This window comes from Exiguobacterium sp. s59 (assembly GCF_018617475.1).
Lineage (GTDB): Bacteria > Bacillota > Bacilli > Exiguobacteriales > Exiguobacteriaceae > Exiguobacterium > Exiguobacterium aestuarii.
Window position 1 is genome coordinate 321833 of record NZ_JACSKG010000004.1, and the last position, 17788, is coordinate 339620.

Consider the following 17788-nt stretch of genomic DNA (forward strand, 5'->3'; position numbering starts at 1 on the left):
TTATCCCTCCTTTCGTTTGATTCGATACATCATTCCGATTTGGAACGATTCTTCCGTCGATAACATGACCGACCGTCCATCCTCAAAATGATATTCACCGAAGCACTGACCGAACCGATAAATTTTTTTCATCAGTTGCACCGGTTCACCGGCCGTTTCAGATACTTCGACTTCAGCCAACGGACGCAGTTCGCCCTCAAGCATCACAAAATCTCCGAAGCCAGGTGCGGTGTCGTATAATTGCTCGACTGTTCCTGTCCTCGTCACTTCGCCTGATTCGAGTAACGTCACTCGGTCTGCCATGAGCATCGCCTCTTCCCGGTCATGGGTGACCAGAATCGCTGTGAGTTTGAGTTCTTTCACTAAATCACGAATAAAGCGCTGCAGGTCGACTTTTAATTTTGGGTCTAAGTTTGTGAACGGTTCATCCAGTAAAAGAAGTTCTGGTTCTGCCGCTAGCGCTCGCGCGAGACTGACGCGTTGCTGCTCGCCACCAGACAGTTCGTGTATCTCGGCATCGTAACGGTCACCAAGGCGAACGACTTGTAACCACTCTTCTGCTTGTTTACGTGAACGGCTACGTGTCGCGAGCGTGACATTTTCTCCTACCGTCAGATGAGGAAACAACAAAGCAGACTGCGATAGCATCGTCACGCGTCGCTTGTGTGCCGGGATATTAAGCAAAGATCGATTATTCCACAATACGTCTCCCCCATCAGTCGTCTCTAACCCTGCGATAATTCGTAAAATCGTCGACTTGCCTGAGCCACTCACCCCGACAATTGCATGAATATCATGAGGCTGAACCTCAAAATCTACACTATCTAGTATTTGTCTTGTTCCAAATTGTTTCCGTATCGCTATTACATTCAAATTCATTGCAGACGTCCTTTCAGCATGCGCACCATCCACCGACTCCATCCTGAGAGCAGGAAGTAGATCAATACGGGGAAAAAGATGAGCATCCATGTGTTTGAGAGCGCGAGGCTCAGATTGTTTCCGGCATAAGATTGATATAGTTCTGTCGTCACCGTCGGAATCAACCCAGCGCCAATCAGCTGGATGAGCGCAAATTGGCTTAGCAAAATGACGGTCGTGAATAAGGCGATTGTTCTCATTGTTCGAGAGAAGAGCGGAAACAACACGTAAATGAAGCGTCGTCTCATCGGCAATAATTGTGCCTGTTCTAAAAGTGGACGACCGATGACGGCCATTCCGTTATAGGCAAGACGAATCGAATAGGGTAACGTCACGACGAGCAAGCCAAGCGAGACACCGATATACGTTCCAATCAGTCCAGCTTCTGCCAAGATGAGATACAGACCAAATAGTGTAGCAAGCATCGGAATGAACAACGGTAAAAATACAAGCCATTCCAAAATATACCGCCATTTCGATTCTGTCCATAAGAGCCACCAGGCAAATGCCGTCGCGAGCCACACGTTGATCGCGGATAATAGGACGATTAGTCCAATCGAATGAAAAATGGCTTCTCTGTTTTCAAATTCGATTGCCGGAATCGCTAAAAACAGACTGACGAATGGGATTAAGACCAGTGAGATGATGAGCACTTGACGAATCATCGTCTCACCCCCCGTTCAATCCGTCTCCGAACGGATGCGGTGAAGAAGTAAGTCGTGAATACGCCGATTCCGACTAGACATGTCCACACGAGCGCTACCGCGTATGGCTCGGTCGCCTCCAAATATAGTCCCGTAGACAGTCGTTCATATGCGAGCACGCCAAGTAGTTTCGGATAGGTCACACCAAGTAATGCCGGCACCTCGTATGCGAACGAGATAAAGGCGACTAGAATCCATGTCGAATCGAGCAACGGTTTAATCAAAAACGGGAGCTCCCCATGTTTAAACTGGTCAAGTGGTGAGAGTTGGAGTGTCTTCGCCGTCTCTACATAACTCCGATTCAACTGTTCATACGTCCCGAGCATCATTAGGAAAACAAACGGTGTCTCCTTCCATATGTACGTGAGGATGACCGTCGCATAATTTCGCTCGTTCGCTTCAATCCAGCCGATACCGCCCGACCCGCTAAACAATAGCCAAAACAAATAGGCAGCTGCGATATGTGGGACGAACATCGGGACTTTCAGTATGGTCGATGTGAGGTGCCATCCCTTTTTAACGACCGTTCGCGCGAACCACGTTCCGAGGATGAGTGATAGGACTGTCGACACACTGACGACATAAAATGTCGTGAATAGGCTATCTCGCCACGTCTCATCCGACAACAGCACGCGCCAATCCGTCCCGATCGATTCGACCCCTAAAAAGACGAGGGCGGCGAGTGGCAAAAGGGATACGAGAATTGTTAACGCGACACTACTTCGCAACACGTGGCCATTCCTCGCGGACGGTATCGATCACGTCTGGTCCGTAATCTGGAATCGAACGTTCGAGTAACTGTTCTGGATCCGGATACGTCACGCCATCTCCAAGTTCTTCGAACGCTTGCTGGTCTCGCTCGTCAAGCTTCGTCAAATCGAGCGATGTCCCATCTCCCCAATAGTCAGGTCCTTGTTTGACGAGCTGTGCTTCAGGCGACAATAATTCTTGAATGAGGACGAGTGCCCCATCCGGATTAGGAGCATTGAACGGGATTGCCAAAAAGTGCGTCGAGGCAATCGAGTGATCTAAGACGAGGGCACGTGTCTCTTTCGGGAAGATGCCTTCCTTCACTTCCGCTTCGGCTCGGCGCTCATTGAATCCCATCGTCATCCAAACATCTCCGGATGCATATAACTGATCGAGTTGCTCGAGCGTCTTCGGATACGTCTGTCCTTCTTTCCATAAGTTCGGTGACCAAGCTTTCAAGTCATCCCAGAACGACTCCTCAATGGTTGCATTTTTGTCTAACTCATCTCCATAACGTTCATATAAAAGATGGCGAACGAATGCATTGCCGGTGAAATCGGTGACTTCAGGATACGTGAAACGACCTGGGTTGTCTTCGGTCCAGCGACGTAATTCTTCAAACGATTCCGGAGGATCATCGACTTTCGCTGCGTCATAATGCAAGATAAACTGTACATTTCCCCATGCGAGTTCCAAATCATCCGTCGGCGTGCCGGCATCTGATTGTTGAGCCGTCTCATTCAACAATTTGGCGTTTGGGATACGTTCCATCAATCCGTCACGCAAAAGTTTAGCTTCTTTCGCATTTCGGAAATTATCGCCATTAATCCAGACGACATCGATCGTCCCGACCTCTCGATCCGCTTTTTGATCGAGTGAGAGCTGTCGAATGAATTCGGCCGTATCCATCGCGACACGATTCAATTCGACTTCATAAGATTCCTCAAGGCGAGGGGCGACGTAGTCATCAATGTAGCTGTTAATTCCCTCGTCTCCACCCCACATATATAGATTGACGGTCGACCCTTTTGCGGACTCGGTCGCCGCTTCAAATGAGTCCGAGAACTCGACCTGTTCTTCATTCCCACATGCTGCAACAAACGCGAGCATACACGTTGCGAGCAAGATTCTCCATTTCTTCATCGTTCTCCCCCTTTTTACTTTTTCTCAAATCCCCGTTTTGCGAGCATTTCGAACATGTTTGGGCAGATTGCGTACACATTCGCCCCAACGTTCATCCACCAAGGGGCATTAATTTCGCGTTTACGTTTGCGACTCCCGTTGACGATTGCGTCTGCCAAGCGCTTCGGATCGAGCATAATACCTTGAACACTATGGGCATATGTACCACTCTTATCGGCTCGATCGAAGAACGGCGTGGCAATCGGTCCCGGGTTGACGGTCATGACATGGATTCCACGTGGCTTCAATTCTAATCGCAATGCATTCGAGAATTGCAAGAGTGCTGCCTTTGAACCGGCGTAGACGGCGGACTTCGGTGTCGGCACTTTCCCTGCTTGCGAACAAATATTTACGATGACGCCTCCACGCTCTAACACATTGGCAGCATCTCTCGACAATAGCATCGGGGCGACCGCATTTACACGCATCGTCTCTTCCATCACATCGGTTGATTGATCCGTTACGAAATCAAATTCGGCCATCCCTGCATTGTTGACCCATACATCAAACTTCCCGAATCGTTCGATTACCTCATTTACGAGAGCTTCCGACTTCGTGACATCTGCGCATATCCAGTCTCCCTCGCACGTCGTCGCAATCGTTTTTAATCGATCTTCATTTCTTCCAATCAACAATACGTTATATCCTTGTTCATAAAAAGAATGCGCCAATGCGGCACCGAGCCCGCTTGACGCACCTGTAATGACTACCCGTTTCATGACATCGCTTCTTTCTTTGTATAAATCCATTTTTGGTTATCTCGACGCCTTTCGATGTCGCCACGTTCCTCAAGTAAACTGAGTCTTGCGAACACTTCGCTAAAGACAAGCGGCAAACCGCTTCGCATCTTTCTTCCATATAATTTCATCGACCAGTCAAACACACTGAGACCATCTTCCCAATCGGCGAGCAATTGTTCACTTCGCTCATACCGCTGACGAATTCGACTCTCAATCAAATCGTTCGGATGATGAATCGGTTCACCGTGCCCACTGACGACAAGTTTTAAATCGATTCCGCGCAATTTTTTGAGCGAATCGATATAGAGAATGACCGGTGAGGCAAATCCTTCATCATCATATGGCTGTTCGATGAGGGGATTCGGTTCGACTTTATCAATCAAGTGATCTCCCGCGATTAAGACTCCACCAGGACCTATCAGCCCGAGCTGGTCGCTCGCATGTCCCGGCAAATGGATTGTCTGCCACGCCCCGTCCGATGTCACGGCTTGTCCGTCACTGAATGTCATCGTGACGGTCGTCGGTCCGATCCAACGTAACGCTTCCCGATAATCTGGCAATTTTTCCACGAGTTGCTCTGGTGCGCCGAACGAGAGGGCCAGTTCATGTAAAAAGTGGTTGCCCCGCTTTAAAAAATTTGGGGTCTGTTCTAAGTATCGAACGAGCTTCTCGTGCCCGTACACGGGAATTGATGCGTCGCGAAGTCGCCACGCCTGCCCTGCATGATCGGCATGATGATGTGTCAAAAATAAAAAGTCGATGTCAGACAACGATAGTTCAAGCTCTTCAAGTTGCTGATTCAATGATGTCCACGCTTCTTCCGTATCTGGTCCACAGTCGACCATAAAAAAGCGGTTCATATGTTCAACGATATATACGTTCACGTTTCCAACTTCGAACGGTGTCGGAATATCGAGTCTTGCCAGTTGGCTTGAAATCCAGTCCGCCACGTCATCACCATCCCTTCTTCCTGTCTTTCTCCATTATACCCGTCTGAAAGATGCGTTTTCAATCAAACAAAAAAGAGGGGGATGTCTCCCCCTCACGAAATTTGATTCTTATAGGTTGATGACCGTCACTTTGTCACGCGTCATCGTCTCGAGGCTACGTCCAATCCCTTGAACGCCGAGTCCCGATTGTTTCACACCGATGAACGGGAAGTGGTCTGGGCCACGTTCTGTGCGCCCGTTCACTTGGACCGTACCGACTTCTAACTTGTCAGCAACAGTGAAGGCGCTGTTCACGTTTTGTGTGAAGACACTCGCTTGAAGACCGAACTCAGATTCGTTCGTCAATTCAATCATCTCGTCGAGTGATTTCACTCGGATGACAGGAAGGACTGGTCCGAACGGTTCTTCCCAGGCGACACGCATGTCTGTCGTCACGTGATCGAGCAATGTCGGATAAATAAGGTTTCCTTCACGTTCGTTCCCGTGAACGACCGTCGCCTTTTTATTGACCGCATCGTCAATCAAACCTTGAACGTAATCCGTCGTCTTCGCATCGACTAAAGGAACGATGAAACTGTTCTCTTCAGGAGATCCGACTGAAAGTTTCGCGACGCGTTCTTTCAACATAGCGACAAGTTCATCTGCTTGTTCTTCAAGAACGAATACACGCTTGATCGCTGTACAACGTTGACCTGAATATGAAAACGCACCACTGACGATTTGATCTGCCGCGAGTGTCAAATCTGCATCTTCAAGGACAAGTGCAGGGTCTTTTCCACCGAGTTCGAGCACGACCGGTACCATAGATGCTTGTTGCGACAAGTGTTGACCTGTACCTGTTCCACCTGTGAATGTGATCATGTCAATCCCTGGGTGAGACGTCAAATAATCTCCGATGACCGAACCGCGTCCTGTCACGAGATTTAAGAGACCTTTTGGAAGTCCTGCATCATGAAGGGCTTCCACCATCTTGATTCCACTGATTGCACCTTGAGTTGCCGGTTTGAAGACGACCGCATTACCCGTGACGAGAGCCGGCGCAATTTTCGCCGCTGCCAAGTTGACCGGGTAGTTGAACGGTGAAATCGCGAGAACGACACCAAGTGCTTCTTTCTTGATGATGGCCATCTTGTTTTTCGAACCACCTGGGAACGAATCTCCTTGCATGAATCCACCGTTGAAACGAATACCTTCTTCCGCAGTGTAGCGGATGATTTCAGCTGTACGAACGACTTCTTTTTTTGCGTCGTTCAAGTTTTTCCCGACTTCTTGCATGATGATTTGACCGATCTCATCAACGCGTTCTTCGAGTTTTTCTGCCCATGCATACAACAATTCAGCGCGCTTGTTGACCGGAAGCGCCGCCCATTCTTGTTGTGCACGTTTTGCGCCATGAATGGCTTCGTCGACTTCGTCGCGTGACATCGCCTGAACGCGACCTACGACTTCGTCTTTATATGGTGAAACGAGTTCAATCGTCTCCTGACTTGAAGATTCCTGCCATTGACCATTCAATAAATATGGATATGTGTTCATACTCATCATCTCTATCTGCCTCCTGAGTAAGCTGTAATATCTCGTTGCCAACCCCATTGTATGCAGATTTTTTTGCATTGGACAACTATAACGATTCAGTTTATAAGATGTAAACGGTTACTATGAAACTTTTTGTGAATTCTGACGAGAGTTCGATAACTTTTCACTATAGATTTGATGCTTCGAGACCGATAGTAAAGAAGAGAGTACGTGAAATAGGAGGGACAACCATTGAGCACTGATCATAATATTTTACTTGAGGCTGGGACGAACGAACTTGAAATCGTCATCTTCCAAGCCGGACCGTTCTTATTCGGCATCAACGTCATGAAAGTACGTGAAATCATCACGATGCTTCCGTTGACACCTCTACCGGGTACACCAGAGGCAATTATGGGACTCATCGAATTACGTGGCGAGGTCATGACCGTCATCGATCTTCCGATGGTCATCAATCACCCACGTGAGGTCGGTAGTGACGATCGCTTGATCGTCTGTGAATTTAACGGCGAAAAATCAGTACTTCGTGTCGACCAAGTGACTGAGATTAAACGCATCTCGTGGGAGCAAATTGACACGCCTTCTGATCTTGCACGCGGCGTCCAAGGAATCACGAACGGTGTCGTCAAAACAGGTGACCAAATGATCATCTTACTCGATTATGAACGAATCGCACTCGAGCTTTCTCGTAAAGACATCATGGCCCGCGAATCCGTCAAACGCCTCGGTGCTCGTGAGCGATCGAACAAAAACATTTGGCTTGCTGAAGACTCTGAAATGCTCCGCTCCCTCATCCTCGATACGTTGGATGATGCGGGCTACTTCAATACGACCGTCTTCAACAACGGGAAGGAAGCGCTTGATGCGTTCGAACAAGATGGGGCGGAATGCGACCTTCTCATCACGGACATCGAGATGCCACAGATGGACGGACTCCATTTAACAAAACGCCTTCGGGAGATGGATCGTTATGCTTCCCTTCCGATTATCATCTTCTCTTCTCTCATCTCAGATGACTTGAAGCATAAGGGGGAGGCCGTCGGTGCCAACGCCCAAATCACGAAACCCGAAATCGGGATCTTGATTGCGACGCTCGACGAATTTGTAGGGTAACAAAAAAAGTTTGCGACTCCTCGGTCGCAAACTTTTTTACGTCAACTGTTCAAAATGATTGTTCCATTCAATTAAAAACCGCTTACTGTGTGACTCGATTGTCGCAAGGGTTTCATTTGCTCCATCAAGATGTGCATTCTCGCCCGCAACTTCAAGGTCATGAAAAAGAAGCGCTGTCTGTTCCAAGCCGACGGAATAAGACGCTCCTTTTAGTAAATGAGCGAGTTGTTCGACTTGTGAATAATCATTCGACTCGACAGCTGCTTGTAGTTCAGGATATTTCGCCTCGAACTGCTTAATATATGTGGTTGCAATTTTATTTAAAAATTCCATGTTTCCATTTGCGATTTGGTGGAGCTCCGCTAATTTATCTTCATTGAACAGAGCATCTTCGGGCATTCTTGTCAATGTAACCCCTCCTCAATAAACGATATCCAATCGTTCCCTTTCACTGTAACACGTTTTCGGGAGAAAACAAAAAAACTCCTGCTTTGGATTGCACTCTTCTTTTTGGCTACCTATAATAAGATTGAGTTAAGGTAGGAGGAAGATGCATGCTGACGATTTACCGTACTGACGCATCAGGCCATGTGGATGAAATCGAAGACTTTGATAAAGGAAGCTGGATTCAACTCGTGAATCCGACAAAAGATGAGGCCGATCAAGTCATCGAGGCGTCCGGCATTCCAGAAGACTTTGTATATGACCCACTTGATATTGAAGAAAAACCGCGTTTTGAAAAAGATGATGAAGGACTTCTAATGATCATTGACGTCCCATATGTGGAGGAAGATGATACAGGTCGAGCCTACAATACGATCCCGCTCGGTATCATCGTGACCGGACGACATTTCATCACCGTCTGCTCTCGCGAATTAGACGTCCTGAACTTGTTCGCAAACGGCAAAGCACGACTGTTCCGGACGAACTATCGAAGTCGTTTCGTCTTTCAGATTTTACATCGGGTAAGTATGACGTACTTACGCTTTTTGCGACAAATCGACCGAAGAATGGACGAACTTGAACAGGAACTACAACGTTCAATGCGAAACCAAGAAATCTTTCAATTGATGAATCTTCAGAAATCCCTCGTCTACTTCATGACATCTTTGAAAGCAAACGATAGCGTCTTAGACCGAATCGTCAAGACACCAAGTTTGGAGAAACATGAAGAAGATGAAGAACTGTTAGAAGACGTCTTCGTCGAACACCGCCAGGCTATGGAAATGGCGTCGATCTATAACGACATCATTAGCATTAAGATGGAAGCATTCGGGTCAATTATCTCGAACAACGTCAACTTCGTCATGAAGTTCTTGGCGTCAATCACCATCGTCCTAAGTATTCCGACGATGATTTCTGGAATCTTCGGGATGAACGTGCAAGTCCCATGGGAAGGACAGCCGTTCGGTTTCATCATGGCGATTGCTATGATGATCGGATTTTCTGGTCTCGCCTTTTACATCCTATGGCGAAAGCGATATTTCTAACGAACAAGAGCCTGACGCATCATACGTCAGGCTCTTTCTTATGTGATTTTGACCGTGACGAGACAAAGGTCATCCTCAATTTCAATTTTCGGTACGAGTTGCTCTGCGACGTGACGGCTATAGTCGAGACCGTACGTGCCAACATCTTTCTCAAGCCAACGAATCCCATCATCGATATCTTTGCTGTAACATTCCATCAGCCCGTCCGTGTACATGTGAAGTGTCATATCCGTCGTAATATCAATCTCTTTCGACTCATAGTTCGGTTCTTCGAACATGCCGACTGGTACGCCGGTCGTCTCAAGACGACAGTTTCCTTCTTTTGACGACACAATGACTGGCGGATGGCCCGCATTCACATATTCGATTCGACGCTTCGTTGTATCGATATAGCAATACACCGCTGTAAAATAACTATGCATATCATCACCTGAGAACAAGAACGTCATCTGACGATTTAACTCCGTCATGACGTCCACCGGATATTGCACATTTCCGACAAGTCCCGGTAAGATCGAACGAATTCCCATCGTGATGAGTGCAGAAGAGACCCCATGTCCCATGACATCAAAGATGATGACGCCATATCGGTCCGGTGCGACCTGGAACCATGCATACATATCCCCTGCCAATTTTTTTGATGGCAAATAGAGGGCACGTACGTCAATCTCTTCATTACTGATCGGTGGTGTAAGTGCACTTTGTTGAATTTTTTGCGCAAGATCCAAATCGTATTGAAGACGGGCCTCATAAATTTTTCGCTCATCGACGGCCGCTTTATAGCGGAGAGCAGAGCGGATTCGCGCGAGTAGCTCCGTCACTTTGATCGGTTTCGTCGTATAATCTGACGCTCCTGCATCTAGTCCTTCTGCAATCTGCTTTTCATCTGTACGACCCGAAACCATGATGACTGGCATTTCTTCATAATCAGCCATCTGACGAATTCGTTTACATGTCTCAATCCCAGAAATTCCAGGCATCTCGACATCCAACAGGACGAGATCATACAGCGATGCGGCTTGTGGGGCAATCAATAAGTCGAGTGCCTCTTCCCCGCTCGAGACCGAGACCGTCTCATAGTCGTGTTGGTGAAGCAATTGCTCGAGAACGAGTGTATTGACCGGTTCGTCATCCACAATCAAAATCGCCATGTCTATCCCTTCCTTCTCTACATAATGTTCTACATCGTATTGTACCATATCTTTTCATTTATCAGACGAAATTGCCGTTTGTTCATTCTAGTTGAAGAACTGGCTTACTATTTGGCATACTGAAGAGAGAAAGTGAGGGGTTCTTATGGCCTGGATATTTGCCGTCAGCGGTTTGATTATTTTACTCGTCCTCATCGCGTCCATCGTCGTCATCCAAAAAGGATATGCCTATAAAGATAACAAAGACGATATCGTTCTCGACTATGACGAAATCAATCGTCGCATCGAGGACGACCAGAAAAAAGAAACGACTGACAAAACAGAAGGGCCGCTCTAATTCGCGACCCTTCTTTTATTTGAACTCGAATCGTAACGTACCTTTTTCAAGATATAGAGAAGCATTGAACGTCTTCTCGCCTTTTTTGAACGTATGCACGTTTGATTGACCGCCATTGATCATTTGCTTCAACTCATCTTTGACGAGGCCTACGCCGAGCACCTGTTTCGAGACCGTGAAACGACAGCCTTCCCGGTAACCGCTGCAGCCGATGAACTTCGGATGTTCAACAAGGCCTTTACCACAATTCGGACAAACCCCGAACGACGCCTTCGGTCGAGTCGTCCCCTTCTTGCCGTAACGCTTCGCCTCAATCGTATAGCCTTCTGGGTTTGCCGCTTCGACCCGTGACTTTGCTTCTTCGACCAAATGAATCGACATCTTCTTGGCCTGTTCAATGAATTCAGCAGCAGATGCAGATGCCTGTCCGATTTCGTGAAGTCGTTTCTCCCATTTCGCTGTCATAACGGGCGATGCTAAAATACTGTCCCCAAGCACGTCAATCAGTAGACGACCTTTGTCTGTTGGGACGAGCTCTTTTTTCTGAAGTTGGACATAGCCCCGTTTCTTCAATCCATCGATAATGTTAGCACGTGTCGCCTCAGTGCCGAGACCTTCTACTTCTTTCATGATATGAATCAACCCTTCATCATCGAGCTGTTTTCCGGCGACCTTCATCGCCATAATGAGCGCCCCTTCGGTATACCGTTTCGGTGGCTCTGTCTGTTTCGACAACACTTCGACTTTCTTTTCTTTTACCTCTTCACCGAGAGTCAACGCAGGAAGTTCGACATCTTTTGATTTCATCTCGACGACTTGACGATAGCCGGGACTCACGACGACGGTCCCTTTTGCCCGATACATGTCGCTCCCATCAATCAAATCAACTGTCGTCTTCTCAAGCATTGCCGCAGGTGCGAATGCGGCAAGGAAACGTCGGTTGATCAAATCGTACAGTTTTGACTCGTCTCCACTGAGTCGGGCGACGTCACCACATGCTTCAGTCGGAATGATGGCGTAGTGGTCACTGACCTTTTTCGCATTGACGTACCGACGATTCTTAGACGGGTCTTCGGTTAAGACATCGCGAAGTCCAGCATAGGCAGCAGACTTCAGTAGTCTCGCTTTCGTCTGAGGGAATAGCGTCGCTTCATCTGGAGTGACGAAACCTGAATCCGTCCGCGGGTAACTGATCCAACCTTTCGTATAGAGCTTTTGAGCGATATCAAGCGTCTTTTTCGCCCCGAAACCGAACCGTTTTCCCGCTTCGGCTTGAAGCCCGGATAAACTGAACCAAAATGGGGGGTGCTCCACTTTTTCTTCTTTATCAATCGTTTTCACGATTGCGGTTCCAGAAGCGCGTTTGACGACCGCGTCTGCTTCCTCACGTGTTTTTAACTTCGTCGTCTTCCCGACTGTATATTTCGCTTTGAATGTGCCTCGACCTTTCGCGAGAGTCGCCTCGACTTCAAAGTACGGTTCTGGTACGAACTGCTTGATCTCGCGTTCGCGATTGACGATCAAGGCGAGTGTCGGAGTCTGAACACGACCGAGCGAGAACACGTCCTCAATTCCAATCGTTTTCAACAAGGTCGTGTACGCACGCGAGGCGTTCATTCCGACGAGCCAGTCGGCACATGCTCTGCTCATCGCTTCATGATAGTAAGGGACGGTTTGCTCACCCGGCAACAGTTGCGAGAATCCACGATCGACCGCTTGCTCCGTCAGACTCGAGATCCATAGCCGTGCTAACGGTTTATTGTTGCCTGCGAGTCGAAGAATTAAGCGAACAATCGCTTCTCCTTCCCTTTCAGCATCCGAAGCGATAATCACGTCTGTGATGGAACGGTCGTGTAACCATTTTTTTATGGCATAAAACGGTTTTGATTTTCCTTTTGAGATCCGATAATCAAAACGCTCTGGAACAATCGGAAGCGCCTCATATTTCCATGACTTCCATTCCGGACGATAGTGTGAAGGTTCCTGTAGTTCGCACAGGTGACCGACCGCCCAGACGACGATTGCTCCTTCTGGGAAACGTGAGCAAGGTGAGATTTCAATCTCATCTTTTCTTTTTTTAGATGGGTAGGGAGCCGCCAACTTCTGAGCTTGTGATGGCTTCTCCGCGATGATTAGTCTCATAAGAACTCCTTACTTCGCCTTAAGTTTTATGGCAAGACGTACGTGGTTAGATTGCTTCTTCTTATGTATTTTACTATACCAAGTCAAGGATGGACACCGCGAAAGGGGAGCATTTGTTTGTGATTCATGAATCATGTCTTGCCTCGCGGCTGTTTTCCGATATGATTAACAGAGAATATACATATGTGAAGGAGTGTCGTCATGTCTTATCTCATTTTATTCGCCGCTGTCTTTTTCTTGTCGACGAGCGTTTTGTTCGTCAAATGGACGTCCGCTCCAGCCGAGACGGCTGCGTTTTACCGCATGCTGATCACGTGTCTTATGCTACTCCCGTTCGTCGATTTCAAATCACTTATCACCACTCGACTCATGACACGATATGCCTTGTTACTGAGCGGAACATTGCTCGCGTTTCACTTTTGGCTTTGGTTTTTATCTCTCGATTATACGACGGTCGCCAGTTCAACACTCTTCGTCACCTCAAGTCCGATTTTCGTTTTGATTGGAAATGCGTTGATCTTTAAAAAGAATCCGACTCGAAAAGGATTGGCATACGCGCTCGTTGCCGTCCTCGGAGGTATGCTTGTCGCTGCTGGTGATATTCAACTTGGACGGGAAGCACTGTTCGGAGATCTGCTCGCGCTAATTGCCGCACTCCTGATCGCGGGATACTGGCTTGTCGGCCAACATGTGCGGACATCGATGAATACGAATACATATTCCTTTAGCGTCTATCTCGTCGCGACGGTCGTCCTTTGCTTCATGCTCCTCGTTCGCGGGACGACATTCACCGACTTTGAAACCGTCAACTGGTGGTATTTCCTTGCCCTCGCCTTCTTCCCGACGATATTGGGGCACAATCTATTCAATTACGCTTTAGCCCGAGTCAGTGCCACTGTTGTCAGTATCACGATTCTCGGGGAGGCATTGTGGGGAATGCTTTTCGGGTACGCCTTCTTTGGTGAGCGTCTCGGTCCATTTCAATGGCTCGGAGCCATCGTCTTACTTGGAGGGATTTATTTGTTCCTAAAAGAAGACGCCCGCTCGACACGAGCGGACGTTTGATGATTTGATTATAAGTTTGTTGCTTTCGGATTAGCTTCATGCGTCTCCGCATCCTCTTCTGAAGGACGGAACAACAATTTACGATCCCAGAACGCCAAGGCGACCGCCGTTAAAAACGTCATCGCATCAGCAATCGGAAACGCCAGCCATACCCCAAATACCCCGAAGAACGATGGGAGAATGAAGACGAGCGGAATCGTATAGAGCGTCTGACGCGAAAGGGACAAGAACATGGCGACCCGTGCTTTCCCAAGAGATTGATATATCCCGTTGACGAGCATTTGAACACTCGGTAAAAACGAGACCGCGAACAAAATGTGAATCGCCGTTACGCCTCCTGCGATTAATGCCTCATCTGTCGAGAACCACCCCATCAACGTATTCGGGAACAACTGCAAGATGAGCCAAATGATCACAGCAATCGCAATTCCTGCTCGCATCGCCGTCCAAATGGTTTCACGCATACGGTCAAATCGCTCGGCACCATAGTTATATCCAACAATCGGTTGCATCCCTTGGACAATCCCCATGATTGGCATACCGACGAGCGCCATAAATTTATTGATGATGGCGAAAATCGCCAGCTCCTCCGTCCCACCGTACGTTCCGAGCATCACGTTGACGCCGACGAATAAAATCGATTGAGACACCATCATGATGAACGAAGAGGAGCCGATTGCCATGATCTCTTTCATCTCATCAAATCGTATCCGGAACTGTCGCCATTTGAAGCGCAGTTCCGTTTTTGGTTTTCGTGCGAAGAAGAATCGAAGCATCAATACGGAACCAACGACTTGGGCGAGTGCCGTCGAAGTAGCTGCCCCGTACATTCCCCAGTCGAACGTAAAAATGAACAGGGGCGTCGTCACGAGATTGACGAGGACGGTCGTCAACATGACCTTCATTTGATAAGGCGCCTGTCCTTCAGCACGAACCATCGCACTTGAAGCAAGTGTGAACATAAAGAACGGTGAACTAATCAATACAACCGATAAGTACTGTCGACTGAGCTCCATAATCTCGGACGTCGCTCCGAACACCATTAAAATCTCATCTAGCATAAAGAAGGCGGAACTGACGGCGAGCGCCGCGAACAGACCGACGAGGACGAGCACATTCAAAAACGTGACAGCCGCCCCGGCATCGTCTCCTCTTCCTAACTTCCTAGAACTGATGGAGGCGCCACCGAGACCGACGGCACTCGACACGGCCATTAAGATCATCTGTATAGGAAACGCAATCCCGATGGCCGCGACGGCCGAAGCGCCAATGCCTCGGGCGACAAAAATCGTATCAATGATGTTGTAGAGCGCCGTCACGAGCATCCCGATCATCGCAGGTAGCGATAATTTGAATAGGAGTCGGCCGATGGGCTCTGTCCGCAATTGCTCCGTATTTTGGTTCATCCTTCCATCCCTCCGTCTCTACCTTCTAGGGTAGCAGGATTGAATGGTTCGGGCGACTATGTTGGCTCGATGGATGTGTCAGACGAGAATGCGTGCCGGGACGCCTTTTCGCTTGCGCATGATGAAATCGGTCGCGACGGGCTCGTCCACTTTAACTCGAATGGTCATCATCGCTTGGTTGGCAGACTGAAGCGGCTGACCGTCTACATCTTCAATCGTCTCGATGACTTGGGAGAAACGGACGAATCCTGGTCCAAAAAATTCAACTTCTTCGCCGATGGAGAAGTGGTTACGTTGCTCGATTGTCGCCATCCCGCTCGCCTCATCGTATGAGATCACACGAGCTGCAAAAGCGTATTGAGGAATCGAACGGGGTTTTCCGAACAATTGCTCCTTTTCGGTCGGGATCCCGTAATAGAATCCACTCGCCAGTTCTCGCTGTGCTGCTTTCCAAATTTCTTCTTCCCACGCCGGATCAAACACGAAGTTCTCAGGGTCTTCACAATATGCGTCAATCACCTGGCGATAGACGTTACAGACGGTTGCGACGTAATGGATCGATTTCATCCGTCCCTCGACTTTCAAGCTGTCGACTCCCGCGTCGACCAAGTCAGGAACATGTCGGACCATCGATAAATCGACAGAACTCATAGAGAACGGTTCTTCATCTCGTGCTTCCATCTCTTCCGTCAAGAGATCTCCCTCTTCGAAGAAACCATATTTCCAACGGCACGACTGGGCACACCCACCTCGATTGGCATCACGCAACGTCATATGATTCGACAGCGTACAACGTCCTGAGTATGAGATACACATCGCCCCATGGACAAACGTCTCGATCTCGACATCGACTTCTTGTTTCATCTGCACTATTTCATCCATCGATACTTCACGGGCCAACACAACTCGTTCGAGCCCTTCTTCTTTCCAAAAGCGAAGCGTCTCATAGTTCGTCGCGGAAGCTTGTGTCGATAGATGAACCGGCAAACCTTCCGCCTCAGATAGACATGTCTCAATCATTGCAGGGTCAGAGACGATGACCGCGTCAATCCCGATGTCACGGAGCGTGCGGAAGAAGTCACCCGCTCCCTCGATATCCCCTTCATGCGTCACCATGTTTGCGGCGACATATACTTTTGCACCGCGAGCATGTGCAAAAGCCACACCTTCACGCATCTCGTCATAACTAAAGTTACCGGCACGCGAACGTAACCCGAACTGTTGCCCGCCGATATAGACCGCATCGGCACCATAATGGATTGCCATCTTCAATTTCTCTAAGTTTCCTGCTGGCGCTAATAATTCTGGACGTTGTTTCATCTTGATCCCTCACTTGATCTCTTCTGGTTTGCGTAACAATAATCCCGTACCGAGTCGAAACGCTTCCGGTTGTAATTCTTTAAGGCGATGCTCCATCTCGATTCGGTCGAATTGACCGTTCAACAGATTCGCCCGTGCGATGGTAAACAACTGCACAATCTCAACGAACTGTTCTCCCGCGTGCCACCCGTCGAGTTTCCATGTGTGAAGGCCATGTTTGACTAATGTCGGCAACTGCGCCATGAGCGTCAAATCTTCTGAGAAAATATGTGTACCATTCTCGTCCTCATAGATGGGATAACGACTCGACGCATCTGCCGGTTCACTCATATAAAACTCACGTTGTTTTGCCTCTTCAGAGGGACGCCCGAGCTCATTGAAATAGTTCGTCACGAGCGGTCGCTTCGAATGATGGATACATGTCGGACCGTATACTTGTACTTCTACCGGGAGTCCGATTTGTTGTTGAATCAAAACCAACTCCTCAAGCGTGACTTCTCGCGCGACAACCGCCCCGATTGCCTCACGCTTTGCCCAGAACTGAATCTGTTTGGAGGACGTGACGAGTGTTTGAGCATCGTACCAGTATGGGATTTTCGCTTGACGAATCAGACGGATAGCCCCGGGATCTCCAGCTGTCACATCATCGACTCCAATCGCTTTCAACGCTTGTAAATAGTCAGGCAATTCTTGAATGTGGTCGTTATGCATCAAGTTATTGACGGCCACCGTCACTTCTTTTCCATACCGATGGGCAAGTTGTGTGACTTCTCTCACAGCATCGATCGTCCAGTCTCCTTTTTGACGTAATCCGAACCGTGAATTCCCAATATATAATCGGTCCGTACCCGCTTTAATTAACGCTTCTGCTTGTTCGACGCTTTGCGCCGTAGTGACGAGCTGAATCATCATCATTATTCTTCTCCCTACTTTGTGAGTCTAATCACATTTTCTTGCTATACTTTAGCATAGGATTGAATGTGC

The 17788-nt window shown here is 48.3% G+C and carries 17 protein-coding genes; 4 read left to right on the forward strand and 13 right to left on the reverse strand.

The window, feature by feature from the left end; genetic code table 11:
- The 7 genes from KNO91_RS09830 to KNO91_RS09860 form a co-directional block, all read right to left on the reverse strand.
- On the reverse strand, positions 1–921 hold the full coding sequence (locus KNO91_RS09830; RefSeq protein ID WP_371816657.1) for an ABC transporter ATP-binding protein: 921 nt from the start codon (positions 919–921) through the stop codon (positions 1–3).
- The gene (locus KNO91_RS09835; RefSeq protein WP_214794749.1) at positions 876–1583 is read right to left on the reverse strand and encodes an ABC transporter permease subunit; all 708 of its coding nucleotides are present in this window, start codon (positions 1581–1583) and stop codon (positions 876–878) included. Before KNO91_RS09835 ends, KNO91_RS09830 begins: the two co-directional genes overlap by 46 nt.
- Positions 1580–2353: an ABC transporter permease gene (locus KNO91_RS09840; RefSeq protein WP_214794747.1), complete on the reverse strand. Its 774-nt coding sequence runs from the start codon at positions 2351–2353 to the stop codon at positions 1580–1582. Before KNO91_RS09840 ends, KNO91_RS09835 begins: the two co-directional genes overlap by 4 nt.
- Positions 2340–3515, reverse strand: coding sequence for an ABC transporter substrate-binding protein (locus KNO91_RS09845; protein ID WP_214794745.1), 1176 nt, complete (start codon positions 3513–3515; stop codon positions 2340–2342). Before KNO91_RS09845 ends, KNO91_RS09840 begins: the two co-directional genes overlap by 14 nt.
- A gap of 14 nt (positions 3516–3529) precedes the next feature.
- Entirely contained in the window at positions 3530–4273 is a 744-nt protein-coding gene (locus KNO91_RS09850; RefSeq protein ID WP_214817764.1) for an SDR family NAD(P)-dependent oxidoreductase, read from the reverse strand.
- Positions 4270–5244, reverse strand: coding sequence for an MBL fold metallo-hydrolase (locus tag KNO91_RS09855; protein ID WP_214794741.1), 975 nt, complete (start codon positions 5242–5244; stop codon positions 4270–4272). The genes KNO91_RS09850 and KNO91_RS09855 overlap by 4 nt, the downstream gene beginning before the upstream one ends.
- A gap of 108 nt (positions 5245–5352) precedes the next feature.
- Complete coding sequence (locus KNO91_RS09860; RefSeq protein WP_214794739.1) at positions 5353–6789, reverse strand: NADP-dependent glyceraldehyde-3-phosphate dehydrogenase; 1437 nt, start codon at positions 6787–6789, stop codon at positions 5353–5355.
- A gap of 222 nt (positions 6790–7011) precedes the next feature.
- Between KNO91_RS09860 and KNO91_RS09865 the strand changes: the two genes are divergently transcribed.
- Complete coding sequence (locus KNO91_RS09865; RefSeq protein WP_214794737.1) at positions 7012–7893, forward strand: chemotaxis protein CheV; 882 nt, start codon at positions 7012–7014, stop codon at positions 7891–7893.
- Between the two features lie 36 nt (positions 7894–7929).
- On the opposite strand, the gene KNO91_RS09870 is transcribed toward KNO91_RS09865, so the two are convergent.
- Positions 7930–8292 carry an Hpt domain-containing protein gene (locus KNO91_RS09870; protein WP_251126628.1) on the reverse strand — a complete coding sequence of 121 codons (363 nt, stop codon included), beginning with the start codon at positions 8290–8292 and terminating at the stop codon, positions 7930–7932.
- Between the two features lie 155 nt (positions 8293–8447).
- Here KNO91_RS09870 and KNO91_RS09875 point away from each other — a divergent pair, with 155 nt between their 5' ends.
- Positions 8448–9383 carry a magnesium transporter CorA family protein gene (locus KNO91_RS09875; RefSeq protein ID WP_214787597.1) on the forward strand — a complete coding sequence of 312 codons (936 nt, stop codon included), beginning with the start codon at positions 8448–8450 and terminating at the stop codon, positions 9381–9383.
- A gap of 38 nt (positions 9384–9421) precedes the next feature.
- Here KNO91_RS09875 and KNO91_RS09880 read toward each other — a convergent pair whose 3' ends face one another.
- Positions 9422–10534: a PP2C family protein-serine/threonine phosphatase gene (locus KNO91_RS09880; protein WP_214817766.1), complete on the reverse strand. Its 1113-nt coding sequence runs from the start codon at positions 10532–10534 to the stop codon at positions 9422–9424.
- A gap of 145 nt (positions 10535–10679) precedes the next feature.
- Here KNO91_RS09880 and ytzI point away from each other — a divergent pair, with 145 nt between their 5' ends.
- Positions 10680–10871 carry a YtzI protein gene (ytzI, locus tag KNO91_RS09885; protein ID WP_214787593.1) on the forward strand — a complete coding sequence of 64 codons (192 nt, stop codon included), beginning with the start codon at positions 10680–10682 and terminating at the stop codon, positions 10869–10871.
- 15 nt (positions 10872–10886) lie between these two features.
- On the opposite strand, the gene KNO91_RS09890 is transcribed toward ytzI, so the two are convergent.
- A complete protein-coding gene (locus KNO91_RS09890; RefSeq protein ID WP_214817768.1) occupies positions 10887–13013 on the reverse strand; it encodes a DNA topoisomerase III in 2127 nt (708 codons plus the stop codon).
- A gap of 201 nt (positions 13014–13214) precedes the next feature.
- On the opposite strand from KNO91_RS09890, the gene KNO91_RS09895 reads away from it, so the two are divergent.
- Positions 13215–14078, forward strand: a complete 864-nt coding sequence (locus KNO91_RS09895; RefSeq protein ID WP_074033262.1) for a DMT family transporter — start codon at positions 13215–13217, stop codon at positions 14076–14078.
- Positions 14079–14086: 8 nt separating this feature from the next.
- On the opposite strand, the gene KNO91_RS09900 is transcribed toward KNO91_RS09895, so the two are convergent.
- From KNO91_RS09900 to KNO91_RS09910, 3 genes are all read right to left on the reverse strand, one after another.
- Complete coding sequence (locus KNO91_RS09900) at positions 14087–15484, reverse strand: MATE family efflux transporter (protein ID WP_214817769.1); 1398 nt, start codon at positions 15482–15484, stop codon at positions 14087–14089.
- A 78-nt stretch (positions 15485–15562) separates the two neighbouring features.
- On the reverse strand, positions 15563–16804 hold the full coding sequence (locus tag KNO91_RS09905; RefSeq protein WP_214817771.1) for a peptidase U32 family protein: 1242 nt from the start codon (positions 16802–16804) through the stop codon (positions 15563–15565).
- Positions 16805–16813: 9 nt separating this feature from the next.
- Complete coding sequence (locus tag KNO91_RS09910) at positions 16814–17716, reverse strand: peptidase U32 family protein (RefSeq protein WP_214817842.1); 903 nt, start codon at positions 17714–17716, stop codon at positions 16814–16816.
- Positions 17717–17788 lie beyond the last annotated feature (72 nt).